The organism is Candidatus Tisiphia endosymbiont of Ptychoptera albimana (genome assembly GCF_964026605.1).
Classification (GTDB): domain Bacteria; phylum Pseudomonadota; class Alphaproteobacteria; order Rickettsiales; family Rickettsiaceae; genus Tisiphia.
The window spans coordinates 87501-105552 of record NZ_OZ032164.1 but is presented as its reverse complement, the minus strand read 5'-3'; the positions used below and the strand labels follow the sequence as shown (position 1 = coordinate 105552).

General features: G+C 32.6%; 22 protein-coding genes and 1 other RNA gene (1 of these 23 running past the window's edge). 10 read left to right on the top strand and 13 right to left on the bottom strand.

Annotated elements, in window-relative coordinates; translation table 11 throughout:
* Positions 1-220 precede the first annotated feature (220 nt).
* The 7 genes from AAGD36_RS00550 (at position 221) to lptB (ending at position 5261) form a co-directional block, all read left to right on the top strand.
* Positions 221-526, top strand: a complete 306-nt coding sequence (locus AAGD36_RS00550; RefSeq protein ID WP_341755483.1) for an RNHCP domain-containing protein — start codon at positions 221-223, stop codon at positions 524-526.
* 333 nt (positions 527-859) lie between these two features.
* The gene (locus AAGD36_RS00545) at positions 860-1603 is read left to right on the top strand and encodes an outer membrane protein (RefSeq protein WP_341755482.1); all 744 of its coding nucleotides are present in this window, start codon (positions 860-862) and stop codon (positions 1601-1603) included.
* Between the two features lie 150 nt (positions 1604-1753).
* The gene (locus AAGD36_RS00540) at positions 1754-2362 is read left to right on the top strand and encodes an outer membrane protein (RefSeq protein ID WP_341755481.1); all 609 of its coding nucleotides are present in this window, start codon (positions 1754-1756) and stop codon (positions 2360-2362) included.
* Between the two features lie 66 nt (positions 2363-2428).
* Positions 2429-3385, top strand: a complete 957-nt coding sequence (locus AAGD36_RS00535; protein ID WP_341755480.1) for a KpsF/GutQ family sugar-phosphate isomerase — start codon at positions 2429-2431, stop codon at positions 3383-3385.
* Positions 3385-4047: an LPS export ABC transporter periplasmic protein LptC gene (lptC, locus tag AAGD36_RS00530; protein WP_341755479.1), complete on the top strand. Its 663-nt coding sequence runs from the start codon at positions 3385-3387 to the stop codon at positions 4045-4047. The genes AAGD36_RS00535 and lptC overlap by 1 nt, the downstream gene beginning before the upstream one ends.
* Positions 4048-4078: 31 nt before the next feature.
* Positions 4079-4501: an LptA/OstA family protein gene (locus AAGD36_RS00525; protein WP_341755478.1), complete on the top strand. Its 423-nt coding sequence runs from the start codon at positions 4079-4081 to the stop codon at positions 4499-4501.
* A 22-nt stretch (positions 4502-4523) separates the two neighbouring features.
* A complete protein-coding gene (gene lptB, locus AAGD36_RS00520) occupies positions 4524-5261 on the top strand; it encodes an LPS export ABC transporter ATP-binding protein (protein WP_375331938.1) in 738 nt (245 codons plus the stop codon).
* 126 nt (positions 5262-5387) lie between these two features.
* Here the strand turns inward: lptB and tyrS are convergent, their stop codons facing one another.
* The 7 genes from tyrS to AAGD36_RS00485 form a co-directional block, all read right to left on the bottom strand.
* Positions 5388-6623, bottom strand: coding sequence for a tyrosine--tRNA ligase (gene tyrS, locus AAGD36_RS00515; protein WP_341755477.1), 1236 nt, complete (start codon positions 6621-6623; stop codon positions 5388-5390).
* A 256-nt stretch (positions 6624-6879) separates the two neighbouring features.
* Positions 6880-7785 carry a protein translocase subunit SecF gene (gene secF / locus AAGD36_RS00510; protein ID WP_341755476.1) on the bottom strand — a complete coding sequence of 302 codons (906 nt, stop codon included), beginning with the start codon at positions 7783-7785 and terminating at the stop codon, positions 6880-6882.
* A 16-nt stretch (positions 7786-7801) separates the two neighbouring features.
* Positions 7802-8038, bottom strand: coding sequence for a DUF2312 domain-containing protein (locus AAGD36_RS00505; protein ID WP_341751598.1), 237 nt, complete (start codon positions 8036-8038; stop codon positions 7802-7804).
* Positions 8039-8427: 389 nt separating this feature from the next.
* Positions 8428-9678, bottom strand: coding sequence for an MFS transporter (locus tag AAGD36_RS00500; protein ID WP_341751597.1), 1251 nt, complete (start codon positions 9676-9678; stop codon positions 8428-8430).
* A gap of 62 nt (positions 9679-9740) precedes the next feature.
* Positions 9741-10001 (bottom strand): Txe/YoeB family addiction module toxin, encoded by a 261-nt coding sequence (locus AAGD36_RS00495; protein WP_341751596.1) that lies wholly within the window; start codon positions 9999-10001, stop codon positions 9741-9743.
* Positions 10001-10246 carry a type II toxin-antitoxin system prevent-host-death family antitoxin gene (locus AAGD36_RS00490; RefSeq protein WP_341751595.1) on the bottom strand — a complete coding sequence of 82 codons (246 nt, stop codon included), beginning with the start codon at positions 10244-10246 and terminating at the stop codon, positions 10001-10003. The genes AAGD36_RS00495 and AAGD36_RS00490 overlap by 1 nt, the downstream gene beginning before the upstream one ends.
* A gap of 204 nt (positions 10247-10450) precedes the next feature.
* Positions 10451-11338 carry a DMT family transporter gene (locus AAGD36_RS00485; RefSeq protein ID WP_341755475.1) on the bottom strand — a complete coding sequence of 296 codons (888 nt, stop codon included), beginning with the start codon at positions 11336-11338 and terminating at the stop codon, positions 10451-10453.
* A gap of 178 nt (positions 11339-11516) precedes the next feature.
* On the opposite strand from AAGD36_RS00485, the gene AAGD36_RS00480 reads away from it, so the two are divergent.
* Together AAGD36_RS00480 and AAGD36_RS00475 are read left to right on the top strand one after the other, a co-directional pair.
* Positions 11517-12233 carry an OmpW family outer membrane protein gene (locus AAGD36_RS00480; protein ID WP_341751593.1) on the top strand — a complete coding sequence of 239 codons (717 nt, stop codon included), beginning with the start codon at positions 11517-11519 and terminating at the stop codon, positions 12231-12233.
* A 121-nt stretch (positions 12234-12354) separates the two neighbouring features.
* The gene (locus AAGD36_RS00475; RefSeq protein WP_341755474.1) at positions 12355-12921 is read left to right on the top strand and encodes a cell cycle transcriptional regulator TrcR; all 567 of its coding nucleotides are present in this window, start codon (positions 12355-12357) and stop codon (positions 12919-12921) included.
* A 140-nt stretch (positions 12922-13061) separates the two neighbouring features.
* Here the strand turns inward: AAGD36_RS00475 and AAGD36_RS00470 are convergent, their stop codons facing one another.
* The 6 genes from AAGD36_RS00470 to AAGD36_RS00440 form a co-directional block, all read right to left on the bottom strand.
* Positions 13062-13385 carry a YbaB/EbfC family nucleoid-associated protein gene (locus tag AAGD36_RS00470; RefSeq protein WP_341755473.1) on the bottom strand — a complete coding sequence of 108 codons (324 nt, stop codon included), beginning with the start codon at positions 13383-13385 and terminating at the stop codon, positions 13062-13064.
* A 12-nt stretch (positions 13386-13397) separates the two neighbouring features.
* Positions 13398-14924: a DNA polymerase III subunit gamma/tau gene (gene dnaX, locus AAGD36_RS00465; protein WP_341755973.1), complete on the bottom strand. Its 1527-nt coding sequence runs from the start codon at positions 14922-14924 to the stop codon at positions 13398-13400.
* 59 nt (positions 14925-14983) lie between these two features.
* An RNA gene (gene ffs / locus AAGD36_RS00460) (signal recognition particle sRNA small type) lies at positions 14984-15079 on the bottom strand.
* Positions 15080-15115: 36 nt separating this feature from the next.
* Positions 15116-15919 (bottom strand): outer-membrane lipoprotein carrier protein LolA, encoded by an 804-nt coding sequence (locus AAGD36_RS00455; protein ID WP_410521237.1) that lies wholly within the window; start codon positions 15917-15919, stop codon positions 15116-15118.
* Positions 15916-16800 carry a bifunctional 5,10-methylenetetrahydrofolate dehydrogenase/5,10-methenyltetrahydrofolate cyclohydrolase gene (locus AAGD36_RS00445; protein WP_341751590.1) on the bottom strand — a complete coding sequence of 295 codons (885 nt, stop codon included), beginning with the start codon at positions 16798-16800 and terminating at the stop codon, positions 15916-15918. Before AAGD36_RS00445 ends, AAGD36_RS00455 begins: the two co-directional genes overlap by 4 nt.
* The gene (locus AAGD36_RS00440; RefSeq protein ID WP_341755472.1) at positions 16800-17801 is read right to left on the bottom strand and encodes an NAD(P)/FAD-dependent oxidoreductase; all 1002 of its coding nucleotides are present in this window, start codon (positions 17799-17801) and stop codon (positions 16800-16802) included. The genes AAGD36_RS00445 and AAGD36_RS00440 overlap by 1 nt, the downstream gene beginning before the upstream one ends.
* Before the next feature lie 108 nt (positions 17802-17909).
* Here AAGD36_RS00440 and AAGD36_RS00435 point away from each other — a divergent pair, with 108 nt between their 5' ends.
* A protein-coding gene (locus tag AAGD36_RS00435; RefSeq protein ID WP_341748154.1) for a monovalent cation/H+ antiporter complex subunit F crosses the window boundary here: on the top strand, positions 17910-18052 show its 5' portion. The gene runs 118 nt beyond the window's last position; the window shows 143 of its 261 coding nt (coding positions 1-143); it begins with the start codon at positions 17910-17912; its stop codon lies off the right edge, out of view.

Genomic DNA, 18052 nt, shown 5'->3' with positions numbered 1-18052 from the left:
GGGGTGATGTAAGACATCGGTTTAATAGCCTAGGGTGTTCCTTGCGTAAGTAGGGGGCTAAAAAAATAGCATGTATACTCGGTGAACTTCAAGAATTGGCGTTGTCGTGTCTAAAGATCTCCGCTGCTCGACTTTGACACTCCTAGCTCTTCTTGAAGTTATACTATCGTCTACCAACTCTTCATTTACGAGCAGTATATTGCCAAAAAAAAGTTAAAAAATGGTTACAAAAAAGTTTTATAGAAATAAAGAAGATTTTATTTGTGATATATGTAGTGAATCGGTACAAGGAAATGGCTATACTAACCATTGTTCAGCATGTTTCTACAGCAAACATGTGGATATTAACCCTGGGGATAGAGCCTCTAGATGTAACGGACTAATGCAGCCAGTTTCCTATAAACTCGATAGTAAAAAGGGCATAATTCTAACTCATAAATGTCTTAAATGTGGAGAATATAAAAACAACAAGCTTGCAAGCACAGATAGCGTAGAGAATTTGCTAGATGTTTTCAGTTATGCCTGAATATACCCCAATTAGGGATAAGAATTGACAAATTCTTATCCTGAATTCGCGTAATATCAGGGCAATGGCATAAATTCTATCACCATTACGATGGCTCAAACATTTTCGGGTTAGCTACAGATTCAGTCTATTGTGTTTTTATTGCCACAAAGTATCTCTATAACACTATTGATTAATGCTCATAATAGTTTTTAGTTTGTCCTAAGGGAAATAGTATGCTATATATACCGAACTAGGTAGCCTAAGTGGGATTTGGAGAGATTTGTGTTTCACGGGCATTATTTGAGAATCTAATAAGGGAATTCTTGTCTATATAATTTAAGGAGAAATATTATGAAAAAGTTGTTTTTAATCGCTGCTACAAGTACGGCTCTTTTAACTTCTGCTACATCTTTTGCAGATGTAGGGCAGTTTTATCTTAAAGCTGAAGGTGGTGCAGCTATGTTGAATAAAGAAAAGGCTAAATTACCTAAATTACCTAAAGAAATGGAAAACTTATCCTTGACACAGAAAGTTAAAAGAAGTGCTGTTGGTGTTGTTGGTCTTGGTGCTGGTTATTATGCAATGGATAATGTTAGAGCAGAATTGACACTTGATTTCCTTCCTAATATAGAATTCAAAGATTCTATTACTGTTGCTGGTGCGGTAGCAAAAGGCGAGGGAAAGCTCCAAGGAACTCTAGAATCAAAACGTAAAGGACAAGTAATATCATTGTTGCTCAGTGGTTATGTTGATTTGTATGACGCAGGTTTTGCTAAGTTCTTTGCAGGAGCAGGTGTTGGTATGGCTCAAATAAAAGAGAAAGCAACTCTAAATGGATCTGTAGTGGGTACACATAACACTATAGAGGTTGCTCGAATACCAGTCAATGTATCCCTAAAGTCTAAGAGTTCTAATAATTTTGCTTATCAGTTGAGTGTTGGTGCTTCTGCTAATGTGGCTGATGGTATAAATGTTGAGCTTGCCTATAGCTGGAGAGATTATGGAGCAGCAAAATATGGGAAAGGGAAAGAGAGCAAATCAGAAAGTGCTTACAGAGGTCACCATTTAATGGCTGGCTTAAGATTTGATATCTAATAGTAAATAATTTATAGATTTATTATTTTTGTTCCACAAAAGAAGAGGGTTTTTAGTAACCCTCTTCTTTTGTTATTTGTGGGGTTATCTTGAAAATAAGCTAGCAGATTAGTTTAATTTATAGTAAAATGTAAATTAAAAAATAGAACTATGAAAAATTTACTCTTAGTAACGATTATAGCTATTTCACTTTTAGTCTCTTTTTCCTCTTTGGCTATTGAAAATCAATTTTATTTGAAAGCAGAGGTTGGGGCGAATAAAATGGCTAACATTAAGTTAAATGATAAAAAACTAAAGCAAAATACCGCTATGTTTCTTGGCGGAGGTTTGGGGTATTATATTCTAGATAATGTTAGAGCTGATCTCATGCTTGCTTGGATTGCTAATCATCAATCTAAGCATTCTTTTGCCGGTACAGACTCAAAAATTAAGCCTCAAATTGCTACTTTAATGCTTAATGGTTATGTGGATATTGTTGATATAAGTATTTGTGAATTTTTTGTCGGTGCTGGTGCTGGAGTTGGTCAACTAAAAAACCAAATTACTAAGAATAATGGTGTATCAGTTTCTAGTGGTAAAAAAAATAACCTAGTCTACCAGCTTACTCTTGGAGCTGCTACAAAGTTAGCCCCAGGAGTAAAAGTTGAAGCAGCTTACAGTTGGAAAGATTTTGGTAGCACAAAAGAAATAAAAAATCATATTAAGTCATTAGCATATAAAGGTCATAATGTATCACTCGGCGTCAGGCTTGATGTGTAATATGCTCAACTAATATTCTGTCATTCCTCTAGCTACGACAACATCATTGAACAATTCGGACACTATATGAAAATACCATACCATTGTGATGTTGCCAAAAGGGTTATATTAAAAGAATCTGCTGCATTAGTTGAATTATCTAATAATATTCCTAGTGATTTTAACAATATAGTAGATTATATAATTAACTGTAAAGGTAGGGTTATTTTAACCGGTATAGGAAAGAGTGGTTATATAGCTCATAAAATAGCAGCAAGTTTTGCTTCTACCGGTACGGCTGCTTTTTATCTGCACCCAGCTGAGGCTAGCCACGGTGATCTTGGTATGGTAACTGACAATGATGTAGTATTTATGTTGTCTAATTCAGGAGAGACCAGAGAATTATTTGATATAATGAAATATTGTAAGAGATTTTCTATAAAAATAATTGCCATGACTATGAATGCCAACTCTACTATAGCAATCAATAGTGATTTCCTATTATTAATACCAAGAATCAATGAAGCATCTTATATTGCCGCTCCAACAACTTCTTCAGTAATGATGTTATCTCTTGGAGATGCACTTACCACTTCTGTACATGAAGCACGAGGCTTTTCTGAAGATGATTTTCGGCTGTATCATCCTGGAGGAAAGATTGGAGCGAATCTTATAAAGGTAGAGAGCTTAATGCGGGTGAAAGATCAGTTGCCTTTAGTATATGCTGATACCTCATTTACCGATACTATATTGGTTATGAATCAAAAGAGTCTTGGATGTGCTATAGTGGTAAATAAAGATTTGAGTTTGGTTGGTATTATAACAGATGGAGACTTGCGTAGACATATTAATGATAAAATAGATATGAAGTATGCATGCGATGTAATGACTTCTAACCCAAAACAAATTTCTCCTTTAAAATTAGCGGGAGAGGCTTTAGGTATAATGAATAGTAAATCGATTACTAGCATACCAGTAACTGAAAATGATATGGTGATTGGTATTGTTCATATCCATGATTTACTTAGGGCAGGAATTAGTTGATGAATGTCCATGATAATGTTGGCAATATTATGGTTAAGATTCCCTTCATAGATAAAGGTAGTAGTGCTATCATTTCATCTTATAGACGTTCAATTAGTCTATCAAAGATCTTATCTTGTTTAGGAATAATATTAACCTTATGTTTAATTTATATAAATTTAAATCCTATCAGTAATAATTCAAAATCAACGGAGGATAATAGTAGCAATAGTGCTTTTAATCCAAATGATAAAGATTATGAAATAAAAATTTCAAATTCAATTTTTAAGGGGTTCAATAAAAACTTAAATCCTTACCAGATTCAGACTGTGCAAGCAGTTAGGACTTTAGGTAATCAATATAAACTAGAAGAAATTAATGCTACATATAAAATAAATGACAACAAAGACTTAGTGATCAGTGCAAAAAATGGTATATTGAATGAGAGTAGTCACATATTAAAATTAGAAAATGATGTACAGTTTTTTTTAGGAGAAAGCACATTAAAAGCACAAGAAGCCCAACTGAATCTACTAAATAAAGAAACATATAGTAACACAGGAGTGGTATTATCTTATAAAAATTGTAAAATTACTTCTAATAATTTTAGTGCTACACATGATAATGATATTATAAATTTCAAAGGTAATGTATCGACGGTTATTGATGTATCGGATTTTTAGCATGATTTGCTATGTATTGTTTTTTCTAATCATGAGTTCATCCGTAGCCTATGGGGAACATCCGTACTCAAAGCATTCGAGTATGGATAGATTATATATTCATTCTGACAATTTAGTAATTGATCAAACTAAGAATCAAGCTTGTTTTACAGGAGAAGTGATTTTGTGGTTTGATGATATGATGGTAAAAACAACTAATTTAGAAATTTTTTATAAAACAGTTGATAATAAAAAAACTATTGATTACATCTCCATACCGTCAAGATTGATTGCTAAAAAGAATAATGGTCAAGAGTTACTAACTGCTACTTCTGCAAAATATTTTGTAGAAAGAAAAGAACTAGTACTGCTTGGTGATGTAATAGTACAGAATAAGGATGGTATTATAAAAACTGACAAACTAGTATATTATACGGAACTCAATAATATAGATTATAGCAAATCAAAAAATTAGTTATGTAAGAAATTTTTAAAGTATGCCGCATTTAATAATAGAGAAATTACAAGTAAGTAGTATTTCAAAATCTTATAATAAGAGAGTGATCCTAAACGATGTATCTCTTCAATTAAAAACAGGAGAAATAGTTGGTCTTTTTGGTCCAAACGGTGCAGGTAAAACTACCTGTTTTAGTATTATTATAGGACTTACCAAACCAGATAGTGGAGCATTATTTTATAATGATCATGATATTACTCATTTACCAATTTATTTAAGAGCTAGGTTTGGCTTTAGCTATCTTCCTCAAGAACCATCAATTTTTCGTGGGCTATCTGTAGGAGATAATATTAGATTAATGCTAGAGATTTTAGAAAATGACCAAGAAATTATCGAACAAAAAACATTAGATTTGCTTAAAGAATTTTCTATTCTTCATCTAAAAGACATGCCAGCAATAGGATTATCCGGCGGAGAAAGACGTAGGCTAGAAATCGCAAGAACAATAGCACTAGATCCCAAATTTATTATGCTTGACGAACCACTTGCAGGCATTGATCCGTTAGCAATTGAGGATCTTAAAAATTTAATTGTTCACTTACGTAACCGCAATATCGGCATCCTAATTACCGATCACAATGTTAGAGATACTCTTAATATAGTTGACAGAGCCTATGTTATTTACGAAGGAAAAGTCCTATTAGAAGGAACTCCACAAGAAATAGCCACAAGCTATCAAGTAAAGGAAGTATATCTAGGGCAATCTTTTTGTTTGTAATAATAGACCTCTTGGTACTCTGCTCCTTACGTACATCATCGTCCACTGCGGGTCAAGGTTTCGTGGCCTCTTTAAATCCTTGCACATAAACGAGTTTGCCAAAGAGATATATTTTTTCGTTCACTATTATGTCAACCTGATCAATACATGTTTTTTCTTACCTGCGGATATCTTAATAACCTGGTTGTCCTGCATAAAAGTTAAATCAACAACCATATTTTCATCTTGGATTAGTTGATTATTGATTTTTGCTCCAGCCCCTCTAATCAACCGACGTCCTTCGGATTTTGATTTAGCAAGACCTGCTTCATAAAGTAATTCATATGCTGGAATACCTAGAGCTAACCTCCCCTGTTCTAGATAAATAGTTGGTAAATTGCAATCAATTTCTCCTTGTTCAAAAAGCTTGCTAGCTGTTTCTAAAGCTGTCATAGCTGCCTCTTTACCATGACAAAGTTTAGTTAAATTAAAGGCTAATTGCTTTTTGGCACTATTAATATCAGATGCACTAAGTAAGATAAACTCTTGCATGGCATCTTCTCCTAACTCACTATATAATTTTGCGAACTTGACCACATCTTGATCTTCACAATTCCGCCAATATTGATAATAATCGTATGGGCTTAACATATCCTCATTTAGCCACACAGCTCCACCAACAGACTTGCCCATTTTGTTGCCAGAAGCAGTTGTTAGTAAGGGCGTAGTCATACCAAAGACTTCATTACCTGTTAGTTTCCTTGTAAAATCAACACCCATTACTATATTACCCCACTGGTCACTACCACCTATTTGTAAAGAACAACCATATAGTTTATTTAAATGATAAAAATCGTAGGCTTGTAGCAACATATAATTAAATTCTAAGAAACTCATATGTTGCTCTCTCTCTAAACGTAATTTTACAGAGTCCATAGATAACATACGATTCACAGAAAAAAAACTACCAAAATTGCGAAGAAATTCTAAGTAATTTAATGATTCTAGCCAATTTGAATTATCAAGTAATATTGCATCATTTTCCCCAGTACCAAATTTAATAAATTTTGATAATGATTTTTTTATACCTTCAGCATTTTGGGCAATTTCTTCTTTTGTTAAAGATTTCCTTGCCTCATCTTTACCGGTAGGATCGCCAATTTTACTAGTTGCCCCTCCTAGGAGTACTATTGGTTTATGACCATATTGTTGCAATAAACGCAGTATCATAATTTGCATCAGACTACCTACATGTAAAGATTGTGCTGTACAATCAAAACCAATATAAGCAGATATTTTACTGTTTTTCATTAGCTCTGTTAGTTTTTCTAAATCAGTACATTGATATAGAAAACCTTTACTATCAAAATTTTTAATAAACATTTTTTAAACTAATTTTTTTTAATATTTATTATTAGACTTCCTGCATAAGTCAAAAATAGTTGAGGAATTTTTAGGAGAAACGAAGCCGAGCACCGCAGCGTACACAGGCGTACGTGAGGAGCGCAGGCGAGTTTCGACGACAAAATTACCAACTAGATTGACTTATGCAGGAAGTCTATTATTTTGTAGCAGAATTGAAGACCTCTACTTCAATTCTGCCACTCAACTTTTATCCAAAAACTTGAAAATTGATTTATCAATTCTTCAAGTTTTTGAAGTAGGTCAATATAGGAGCAGATATAAAAATAGATGAATATGTACCAACTATTATACCAAAAAACACTAATACACTAAAACTATAAATAGCTTCCCCACCAAATATTACCAAAGCTAGGTTTGCGAGTAAGGTTGTAACAACTGTTAGAATAGTCCTAGACAGAGTTTCATTAATACTCAGATTAATAATTTGTGGCATTACTTTCTTATGTGATTTGCGTAAATTCTCTCTGATTCTATCATAGATAACTACTGAATCATTCACAGAATAACCTATTATGGTAAGAATAGCAGCTATGGAGCTTAAATTGAAATCTAGCCTCATTACACTCATAAAACCTAAGCTTAATATGGCGTCATGTAATAAAGCTACAAGTATACCAAGCCCAAAATACCACTCAAATCTAACCCAAGTGTAAACCATTATGGCAAGAAACGAAAGAATTAGTGCTGTTATTCCTGATTTTATCAGTTGAGTACCAACTTGTGGACCGACAAAATCTACTTTACGATACTCAAATTTATAAGGAAATTGGTTTTTTAAAGTTGATTTGATAAGCTCAATATTTTGCATTAAAGTATCTTCACTATTGCTGCCAACTCGTATTGACAAATCATGCTGATTACCAAAATTTTGCAATACTATTTCACCAATCTTAAGGTTATTAAGCACTTCACGCATTTTGGTTAAATCAGGGTCTTGATCCAGCCGCACTTCTATAACAATCCCACCAGCAAAATCAATACCAAAATTAAATTTGTAAATCCCTATCCAAATAATACTTACAAGAGATAAAATAATGGATATCGTATAACTTACTTTTTTAAATCTGATAAAGTCAAAGTTGATTTTATCAGGTAAAAGCCTTAATGGATATAATTGCATTATTGAATTCTTTAATTTATATACCGAGAGCTTGTCTATACAATTCTAAGATCGCATCTTGTTCAGCTAGCTTATTTCTATCAAGTTTTTTTAGTTTTAACACCGACTTCATGGCCTTGGTATCAAAGCCACTAGAGCTGGCTGCATCAAATATATCTTTTATTGCTTCAGATAATTCAGCTTTTTCTTGTTCAAGCCCTTCTATTTGATTTATATATTGTTCTAATTGTTCTTTAGCGATCACTTCTGTCATAAAATTAAAGTTTATTGTTTATCAAAAATTGTAATATGGCTAGTATATATTATTTTTATCAAGCCACTAAGTAGTTTATAGATAATTTTGCTATAAATACTAGAAAAATTTTTAGATTAGTTACCCCAATTAGGGATAAGAATTAGTTAATTCTTATCCCTAATTGGCTTTAATATAAGGAAAAATGCATTTTTAAAGCGGTTTTGCAAATGCATTTTAAACCTTTCTAAAGCTAAAAACATGATTTTAAAAGATTAAAATCATGTTTTTAGCAAAATATTAATTTAACAATCAGATGCAGAGCCGTCTCAAATCTGATTGTTTCGATAATTTTACCGAATTTGGGATAAGAATTGACTAATTCTTATCCCAAATTCGCGTATTAGTTGTTACCCTCTTGAACGATCCTTATAAAAACAAAGAGCTATTAGGCTTGAAATAGCACAAGCAATTACATAATAAATAGATGAAGTAATAGTACCAGTTTTTTGTACAAGATATTCTAGTATTAAAGGTGTTGTACCACCAAAAATACTGGTTGCTGTATTATAAGACAATGATAAAGCAGTATTTCTGATATTGGTTGGATAGAATTCAGCTTGCAGTGCAGGTTCAGGACCAATATAACAAGCAGCTAAAATTGATAATACGATTTGAGATATAATTATAAAATAAAATTCTCCAGTTTCAATTACATTCATCAAAAAAGGAATAACTAAAATAATTACCAGTAAATTAATCACAAAAATTTTCTTTCGACCAATTACATCAGATAAATAGCCAGAACATAAAGTAACAATAGCCATGATTATATAACAATAATTAGCTAAATTGCTAACTTGGTCATCGGTAAAACCACGATTTATCCTCAAAAATGACATTAGATAAGTAGCTTGTAGATAGAATATTACTGAACCTGTAGAATTGATGAAGATTGATATTAACATATCAATCCAATATACAGAGATAACTTTTTTCAGAGGAGATTTTAAAATCCCACCATTTTCTTTTATACTTTGAAAACTAGGGGTTTCACTGGTATATTTTTTTATATAAAGTCCAGCAAATAAAATAAAAATTCCTAATAAAAATGGTATTCTCCACCCCCAATCATTAAATTGTTGTCCTGATAAAAGGCTTTGTATAAGCTGCGAAATGAGTGATCCAAATAATATACCAATACAAATACTGGACATTGGTATACTGCCAGTAAAGCCACGATGTACCTTACCTGTATGTTCAATAGCAAATGCAATTGAGCCAGTAAGTACTCCGCCCATTGATAAACCTTGCAGCATCCGAAGTAGAATCATTAATATAGTTGCGGTAACACCTATATTGTCATAAGTTGGTAATATGCCAATTAGTGCCGTTGGCAGAGACATACAAAATATAGATGTACTTAAAGCAGTTTTTCTACCAAAACGATCTCCCAGTATCCCAAAAAATACCCCACCTATTGGTCTCATTAAATAACCGATAGCAAATACCAAAAAAGCATGCAATAAAGACGAGCTAGGACTTGATCCAGGAAAGAACTTTGCTCCTATTATAGGAGCAAAGTAACCAAATAGTGCGTAATCATACCACTCAAATGCATTTGCTACACCGCTTGCAAAAACCAACTTACGTTTATTCATATTTTTTATTATTTCATTGGTGTCAAGGGTTAGAATGCTTGTTAGCAACATAATATGATGGCTTACTCATAATGCCCACTCAAGCTGATTATTAGTACAGTCTTTTCATCTTCAAAGATTTCGTATATCAGTCTATGTTTGATATTAATTCTTAGAGAATAGCAACCTTTTAAGTTGCCTACGAGTTTCTCACTGCTGATAGGTCTTGGATTATTTTTTAATTCAGTCCATAGTTTTCTAGCCTTATTATCAAGCTTTTCTGACTTTAACTTTTGGAAATCTTTAAATGATTTTTTAGTAAATTTCAAATTGTACAATGACATTAATTCATATCATCTTCATTTAAGCACTCATCCAAAGGTTCTTGCCGAGCTTTTAGTATTTCCTTAACTAATCCAGGTATAGAATATAATTCTAATGTCGCTTGCAAAGATTCGTAGTCTTCTCTAGATAATAGTACTGCGTCATAATGCTTACCTTTTAAATATACTGGCTTATGTGTTTCGTTTGTTTCTTGTACAAGGCTAAATAAATTAGCCCTTGCTACCGATATTGTTTGTACGTTCATAATTTATCTCCCTTATAAGTATACTCGCTTTGAAGGATTGTTTTTTGAAAATATCAAGGACTCGTGTACGCTCTGTTTGTCCCTTATTTGTAAATCCAATTTTCCAAATCATTTGAGTATATACACATAACTAGTACATGATATTGTACATTCAATATCATGTCAACAAAATGTTTGAAGAAAACAAGCATTGCTAGTACTTCTTCATGCAGTAGCTTTATCATTTTGTGTTATATTTCCTTTCTCAGAATATATTATAAACAATGTTGCAGGTATTATTATCAATGCTCCGTATAAAGTACTGTTTTCAGGGATTTCATTAAACACAAGATATCCAGCTGATGCTGAAATTATTAACTCTAAATATCTATAAGGGGCTGTGGCTGTGGCATCAACTAGAGAGAAAGCCTTTAATAAGAAAAATAAGATTAAACTACCCCCAGCTCCTAAGGTAAATAGCAAAATAAATTCTGAACTGGTAGGTGTTTGCCAATACATTATTGATGGTGGTATTGATACTAAAGATGTTACTAAAGCAGAATAAAATAGCATACTAATCATTGATTCTTTTACTACAAATTTCTTATTGATAATATCTAACATGGCAAAAGCTATAGCAGCTAAAACAAAAATCAATATCTGTGGATTAAAGTCACTAGCATGAGGTCTCAGGGTAATAACAATACCAATAAAACCAAATAAAGTTGCTGCCCATCTTTGCCAAATAATATTCTCATTTAAGAAAAACACTGCTAGCACTAGAGTAAATAAAGGTGTAGCAAGACTAATAACTGTAGCAGTAGTCACTGGGGCAATACTGAGACCATAAGTCCAAGACGTCATACCAAAAAACAATAAAACCCCTCTTGCAATATGTATAAAAGGACGATTAGTTGTAAGAGTCTGTTTCCCATAATATAAAATAAAAGGGACAAGAATTAAAGCACTAAAGAAAAAGCGAAAACAAGCCACCTCAAAACTATGTAGCCTAAGTCCAAGATATTTTGCTGTTATGTCATTAGTTACACTACTTATCAAGCTTAATATAAACCAACCAATACCAACAAAATAAGTGTTTAATTTATTATTCATTGTATAGACCTTAATTCGTTATTTTTTTATATTTTTTGTATTAGTGTTTTCTATATTTAGTGTTATAGTGTCACTAATGTTAAACAAATTTAAAAATCTTATTATCAATTTGATTTCCAAATAAGAAAGAATATATATAATACAGCAATATATTTAAAGCAAGAAAAGGTTTATAGTTATGATAAAAGTCACAAAAAAATTTGGAATATTGCTATTGGTAAGTTGTGTAAGTATCTCTAGCTTTGCTAATTCTGATTTAACTAATAATGACTATGATGCCGATTATTATGAAAATGAAGGTAATCTTGTGTTTAAAATAAGAGGGGGGGGGATAAAATCTAGTGCAAAGCAAAAAGGCTTTCCTAAGGCTACCGCCGCAAGCCCAGTATCGATTGGTAATTTTGTTGAAAATGGTTACGGTTTTGATGCTTCTACATCAATATTCTTTGCTAGTAATGTTGCTGCAGAGTTATCTTTAGGTTTTAATGTATTACGTCCTAAAAATAATAGTTTAAAGAATGTGGCTTATAATTATGGTGGTAATCCAGCAGATGTTGGTAAGAGAAAAGATCTTTATATGATACCCCTAACTGTTACGGGACAATATCATATAGCTCCCTTTGGTGCTATTAGACCTTATGTTGGCGTTGGTTATCATGGAGCTTATATGTTCAGTAAATCTAAAGGATGTACAGTCAAAAATGGTCACGGTGCTGTATTACAGATCGGGGTTGACTTATATGCTAAGGATGATACATTGATTAACTTAGATGTAAGGCAGTATTTTCTTAAGACCAAAGTTGATTATAAAAATAGTTTAGTAAAACAACCTATATCATCTAAAGTAAGGTTTAATCCGTTAATGATTGCAGTAGGTATTGGTTTTAGGTTTTAGGCTTGCCTGACCTAATTAAACGAGAAATTGAAATAGTCTAAGATGTCTATTGTTGACTTATTAGTTAGAAGAGACTATATCTTTTCTAGACATATCAATATTATATTATTAGTTTTTTACTATGAGTTCACAACAAAAATTACCTATACTGCCTAAAGCAACTGCTATTTGGTTGATTGATAATACTGCTTTAACGTTTAAGCAGATAGCTGATTTTTGTGGGGTTCATGAGCTTGAAATTAAAGGTATTGCTGATGGTGAAGTGTCTCAAGGTATTATGGGGTTAGATCCTATTGCTGGAGGACAATTAACTCAAGAAGAAATAATGCGTTGCACGAAAGATCCAAGTAGTAGTTTAAGACTTTTTGTGAGTAGTGCCTATGATTTGGTAAGTACAAAGAAAAAACAACAATCTAGATATACTCCTATTGCTAGACGTCAGGATAAACCAGACGCGATATATTGGTTACTTAAAAATTGTCCAGAAATTTTAGATAATCAAATTATAAAACTCGTTGGTACTACTAAGTCAACCATAGAAGCTATCCGTGATCGTAGTCACTGGAACATGAAAAACATTCGCCCACGTGATCCAGTTTTACTTGGAATTTGTAGTCAAGTAGAATTAGACAAGAGTATTGAGCAAGCACAGCTTTTATCTAAGCAAGAAAAAACTGTTAAAGAGTAAGTCAGGGCAATTTAAAAGCCGCGATCGGTAGTTGCTATAGACATGCCTAAAGGCTATGAGATATTATAGATTCCCGCCTATGCGGGAATGACCTACTCATGATCCATGTAACAAATCCTCTATGCGGAAGTTGGGAAGATTTAAAATGGCATCTTTAGTCCAGGTGGCAAACCAATATTACCTAAAGCATCAGACATAGAGTTTTGTGAATCTTCATCGACCTTGCTTTTAGCATCGTTGAAAGCAGCAACAATTAAATCTTCCAATAATTCCTTCTCTGTTTCTTTAAGCAAAGAGGCATCAATAGAGACCTTTTGAACCTCTCCACGACCACTAACGGTAATATTTACTAACCCACCACCTGCTTTTCCAAAATATTCAGCATTTGCCATTTTTTCCTGCATTGCTTGCATTTTTTTCTGCATTGACTGAGCTTGTTTTAAAAATTGATTAAAATTTGTCATACTATGTACCTTTTAATTTTCTAACAAAATATCTGAAATTGTAACATTTGGAAAGTGTTGTGTTAAAATTTTCCAATCTTGACTTGATTTTACTTTATTTAGCAATTGTTCTTTAAGAGTGATTATTTTTAACTGTTTTGTAATGATAACATTCCAAGTTTTTCCTGACCAAGCAAATAATAAATTAGCAATTTGTTCTTTTATTTTTGTGTTGAGATCGCTTCCAGCAATTTCTATAGTTTGAAGAACAAAAGATTTTAACTCCACTTGGTTTAGTAATCTGTAATAAACTTCCATCTCATTATGCAAATGTAAAAACTCAAGAAAACCGGTAATTTGATAGTTCTTAGTTGATTGTTGTAATACCGGTTGTTCTAGTTGCTCCCCATCATTATATTCCACTAATTCTTCTAGCGATGGTAACATCTGGGAGTAAATAGATTTTATCACCAGCATTTCAGCTTCTATCAATTGATTATGTGAAGTTTTCATCTCTATAATTCCTTTACTATATATTTGCCAAATAATAGATAATTGAGGAAAAGTAATTTTTGTTAGAATATTTGTAACATTATCATTAAAAGATACATATATAGGATTTTGATAATTAGGTAATATCTTTATTTTACTAAGATAGGCAGTAAAATCAGCAACTAATGCTACAAAAGTTTCTAAATTTGCTGAAGACATATAGAGATTGTTTACTAAATCAATAGATTTAGCAGCATCTTTTTGAATAATATATTCAAAAAACTTAACTATACTAGCTGTATCCACCAAACCAAGTATTTGATAAACGATTTCAGGAGTGATCAAGTCTCCTGCTGCCAAGCTTGTTGCTTGGTCTAGTACTGAAACTGCATCTCTAGCTGAACCATCAGATCTAGATGCAATTATTCTAAGAGCCTCTATCTCAACGTTTAACTGTTCTTTTTTAGCGATGGACTGAAGCAATTGAAAAATCTCATCAAATGTTAGCCTCCTTAAATCATATCGCTGACATCTAGAAATTACGGTTAATGGAATTTTTTGTGGTTCAGTAGTAGCAAATATAAATATTACATGTGCTGGTGGTTCTTCAAGGATTTTAAGTAGAGCGTTGAATGCACCTTTAGATAGCATATGAACTTCATCAATTATGAAGATACTGTACCTAGCGATTAGCGGCTTATATTCACTACTTTCTATTATTTTACGGATATCATCAACACTTGTCTTGCTAGCAGCATCAATTTCAATTATATCGGGATGGTTATTTTTATTAAAACTGCTACAATTCTGACAACTCTCACAAGGTTTAATACTATCACCTTCAACTATCAGATTGGTACAATTAATAGTTTTAGCGATAATACGTGCTGAAGTAGTTTTGCCAACACCCCTAATACCAGTAAGAAGATAACCTTGAGATATACGATTTTTTAGAATAGTATAGCTTAAAATTTTTGTTAAAACTTCTTGTCCGTATAGCTCAGAGAAATTAGTAGGGCGATATTTTCTAGCAAAATTAATATATTGGTCAGTTGTTTTTGTCACTATGGTATATTCACAAAAATATGATCTACTCAAATGATTTCAAATCCAATTCTTGAAAACAGAAGAGTATGCTAGTAATGACCCACTAGAGACTATTTTGGCTGCTTCCTTTCGAACCTGACCACCTGAACAGCACCAATGCCCACTACTAGCACATGATAAAATAGTTCTTTTATCATCTAGAGGCAAGTTATTTAAGTAGCTAAATTGTATTTTTTTTCTATATCGTTTTTTGTCAGTCTACTTGGTGTTCCGAATATGTCTGGATTCTTAAGCTTAAATAAATCATCATCAAATTTTTGTACTTTTGCAATATGATTAAATATTATCGTAATAACATTTTCATCTTCAAGTATTTCTAGCTTTTTTATTTGTTTAGTTTTTTTATCAAAGGTAATCTGACTACGCCGCTCTGATAAAGTATGATAAATAGTAATTTTAAACATATTATCTTGATCTATTACTGACTCAATTTTGAAATATTTATCAAAATCTATACTATCTTCTAATAAAAAATTAAATACATTCTCCTCTGCCTTAATACGACTTACATGTTTCATATCATAATCATACACGGAAACATAATTAGTATTACCAATAACTACCAAAGGGAATGGTGGGTAATAATTACATCGAAACTTAGAAGGCTTATTTATTAATAACTTACCTTCAGCTTTATTCCCTGCTGAATCCTCTTGGCTAAAGTCCACAGCCATGGATTTTATTTCACGTAAATATATTTTAAGTTGATCAATAGCTTTGTTATCAAAAGATCTATTATCTAATATTAGAACTCTAGCAGAATTCGCTTCTACTAGGGAATTTGTAGGAGGATCGGAACGCAGAACCGTAGCGTACTCTAGTGTACGTGAGGATTCGAGTCTAGTCCCGACGCCCAAATTACCAGTAGAAGTAGAGTTATGCAAGAACTCTACTTCAGCATAGGCTATGGTTAGAAACCAATAAATGGCAATAATACCTTTACAAAGCCAGCTCATCTTTTATACCTAATATGTGTTATATTTTGTTTTGCTGCTTTAAGTGTATTCTTTAGCAAATAAGCGACAGTCATTGGTCCAACACCACCTGGAACTGGGGTTATATATCTCACTTTATCAACAACATTGGTAAAATCAACGTCTCCTACCATCTTGTCGCTATTAGGAAGTTTACTAATACCAACGTCAATCACTATAGATTGAGGGTTAAAATATTCTTCTGTTAATGTCAAAGGGGATCCGGTAGCTGATATTACTATGTCAGCACGGGAAGTTATAGAACTTAAATTTTGAGTTCTTGAATGGCATATCGTCACAGTACAATCTTCTCTAAGTAATAAAGCTGATAATGGTTTACCTACAATATTAGAACGCCCTATAACTACAGCATTTTTTCCAGCTAAATTTTTCTCAACGTGTTTAAGTAATTCAATGCAACCAAGAGCCGTGCAAGGTATAAAGCCATTGCCTGAGTTACTATGTAGATAACCAACATTTATAGGATGGAAACCATCGACATCTTTGCTAGGATCGATGGCAGATAAGATTAAATTTTTATTGATATGTTCAGGTAGAGGAAGTTGTACGATAATTCCAGAAATATTTGAATCATTGTTGAGCATGCTGATTTCATGCAGCATATGGTCAATATCAATTTCACTGGGCAAATTTATTTGCAAAGCGTTCATACCAATTGCTCCTGCTGCTTTGATCTTATTTCTTACATATATACTACTAGCTGGGTTATCACCCACTAGTATAATAGCAAGAGTTGGTACTAACTTGTGTTGCTCCTTGATTAAATTAATCTCTGCCCTTAACTTAGATAATATTTGTTCTGCAACATATTTACCATTGATTATATTACTACGTTCATTCACTATTTATGCACTCCTTTGGTAGTTGAATATTCGAAGTGTAAGGCCTTACCCTCAAATACCCTGCCATAGGCGTGATGTAAGCTGCTAGCTGCTTCGGCAAAACCAGTAAGAATTAATTTTAATTTTGCCGGATAACTAGCAATATCGCCAATTGCATAAATGCCTGAAATATTTGTTTCAAAATATGAAGGTTCTACAATTATATGATTAGTTTTGAGATTTAATCCCCAATTTTTTATCGGACCAAGTTCTTGGCTAAGTCCAAAAAATGGCAATAATATATTTGCTGGTAAGGTGCGAATATTCCCTTCAAAATCCTTTACTCCGATTGCTTCTAGGATACCATCTTTTCCTACTAAATGGTCTAGTTGATAATTAATTACCAACTCAATTTTGCCATTATCTGCTAATTCTTTCAGTTGTCTTATAGTTTCAGGAGCTGCCCGAAATCTCTCACGCCTATGCACTAAATATATTTTTTTAGCAATTTCACAGAGTGATATTGCCCAGTCTACAGCCGAATCGCCTCCACCAGCTATTACAATTTCTTTGTTGGCAAAACTATTGCGGTTATTGATAAAATAAAATACTGATTTTCCCTCAAATGCTTCTATATTAGGTAATGGAGGTCTATTAGGTCCAAAAGAACCGCATCCAGCAGCTATAATAATAACTTTAGCAGTAATTATGGTGTCTTTAGAAGTGGTAATTTGGAATTGCCCCTCTTCTTTTTCCAACTGCACTACTTGCTGATTTAGATGATAGACCGGATTAAACGGTTGTGCTTGCAATGCCAATTGTGCTATCAACTCTTCTGCCATAATTTTAGGATATGCTGGTATGTCATATATAGGTTTCTCTGGGTAAAGTTGGCTACATTGCCCTCCTATTATCTCCTGCGAGTCAACAACATGGCAACGCATACCAAGCATTCCAGCTTGGAAAATAGCAAATAACCCAACTGGACCTGCACCAATTATTATAATATCAGTGTTGTGCATAAAATAAAATTTTTATAAATAAAAAAATAGTCAAACTCTTAACGATACCGGGATTTTATGTTAGAATGGATAAATAATCAACTAATCAGTTTAAATTAATTTTGTATCATGATAAATTTTTATTTAGTTATCAATATTTTGTTTATTGGTTTAATGATCTATTTATTACTTAAAAATGTAAATATTTTTGTCAAACTCTTAGTGCTAAATAGTTTAACTAGTATAATAACCTTATTCATTTGTTTTCTTGG

Coding starts and splice junctions, on each gene's coding strand:
- secF (WP_341755476.1), bottom strand. CDS start 7,785: ATGCAATTATATCCATTAAGGCTTTTACCTGATAAAATCAACTTTGAC.
- AAGD36_RS00485 (WP_341755475.1), bottom strand. CDS start 11,338: ATGAATAATAAATTAAACACTTATTTTGTTGGTATTGGTTGGTTTATA.
- AAGD36_RS00490 (WP_341751595.1), bottom strand. CDS start 10,246: ATGAACGTACAAACAATATCGGTAGCAAGGGCTAATTTATTTAGCCTT.
- AAGD36_RS00495 (WP_341751596.1), bottom strand. CDS start 10,001: ATGTCATTGTACAATTTGAAATTTACTAAAAAATCATTTAAAGATTTC.
- AAGD36_RS00500 (WP_341751597.1), bottom strand. CDS start 9,678: ATGAATAAACGTAAGTTGGTTTTTGCAAGCGGTGTAGCAAATGCATTT.
- AAGD36_RS00470 (WP_341755473.1), bottom strand. CDS start 13,385: ATGACAAATTTTAATCAATTTTTAAAACAAGCTCAGTCAATGCAGAAA.
- AAGD36_RS00525 (WP_341755478.1), top strand. CDS start 4,079: ATGAGTTCATCCGTAGCCTATGGGGAACATCCGTACTCAAAGCATTCG.
- AAGD36_RS00480 (WP_341751593.1), top strand. CDS start 11,517: ATGATAAAAGTCACAAAAAAATTTGGAATATTGCTATTGGTAAGTTGT.
- AAGD36_RS00475 (WP_341755474.1), top strand. CDS start 12,355: ATGAGTTCACAACAAAAATTACCTATACTGCCTAAAGCAACTGCTATT.
- lptC (WP_341755479.1), top strand. CDS start 3,385: ATGAATGTCCATGATAATGTTGGCAATATTATGGTTAAGATTCCCTTC.
- AAGD36_RS00505 (WP_341751598.1), bottom strand. CDS start 8,038: ATGACAGAAGTGATCGCTAAAGAACAATTAGAACAATATATAAATCAA.
- AAGD36_RS00455 (WP_410521237.1), bottom strand. CDS start 15,919: ATGAGCTGGCTTTGTAAAGGTATTATTGCCATTTATTGGTTTCTAACC.
- AAGD36_RS00540 (WP_341755481.1), top strand. CDS start 1,754: ATGAAAAATTTACTCTTAGTAACGATTATAGCTATTTCACTTTTAGTC.
- AAGD36_RS00440 (WP_341755472.1), bottom strand. CDS start 17,801: ATGCACAACACTGATATTATAATAATTGGTGCAGGTCCAGTTGGGTTA.
- AAGD36_RS00550 (WP_341755483.1), top strand. CDS start 221: ATGGTTACAAAAAAGTTTTATAGAAATAAAGAAGATTTTATTTGTGAT.
- lptB (WP_375331938.1), top strand. CDS start 4,524: ATGCCGCATTTAATAATAGAGAAATTACAAGTAAGTAGTATTTCAAAA.
- tyrS (WP_341755477.1), bottom strand. CDS start 6,623: ATGTTTATTAAAAATTTTGATAGTAAAGGTTTTCTATATCAATGTACT.
- AAGD36_RS00535 (WP_341755480.1), top strand. CDS start 2,429: ATGAAAATACCATACCATTGTGATGTTGCCAAAAGGGTTATATTAAAA.
- AAGD36_RS00545 (WP_341755482.1), top strand. CDS start 860: ATGAAAAAGTTGTTTTTAATCGCTGCTACAAGTACGGCTCTTTTAACT.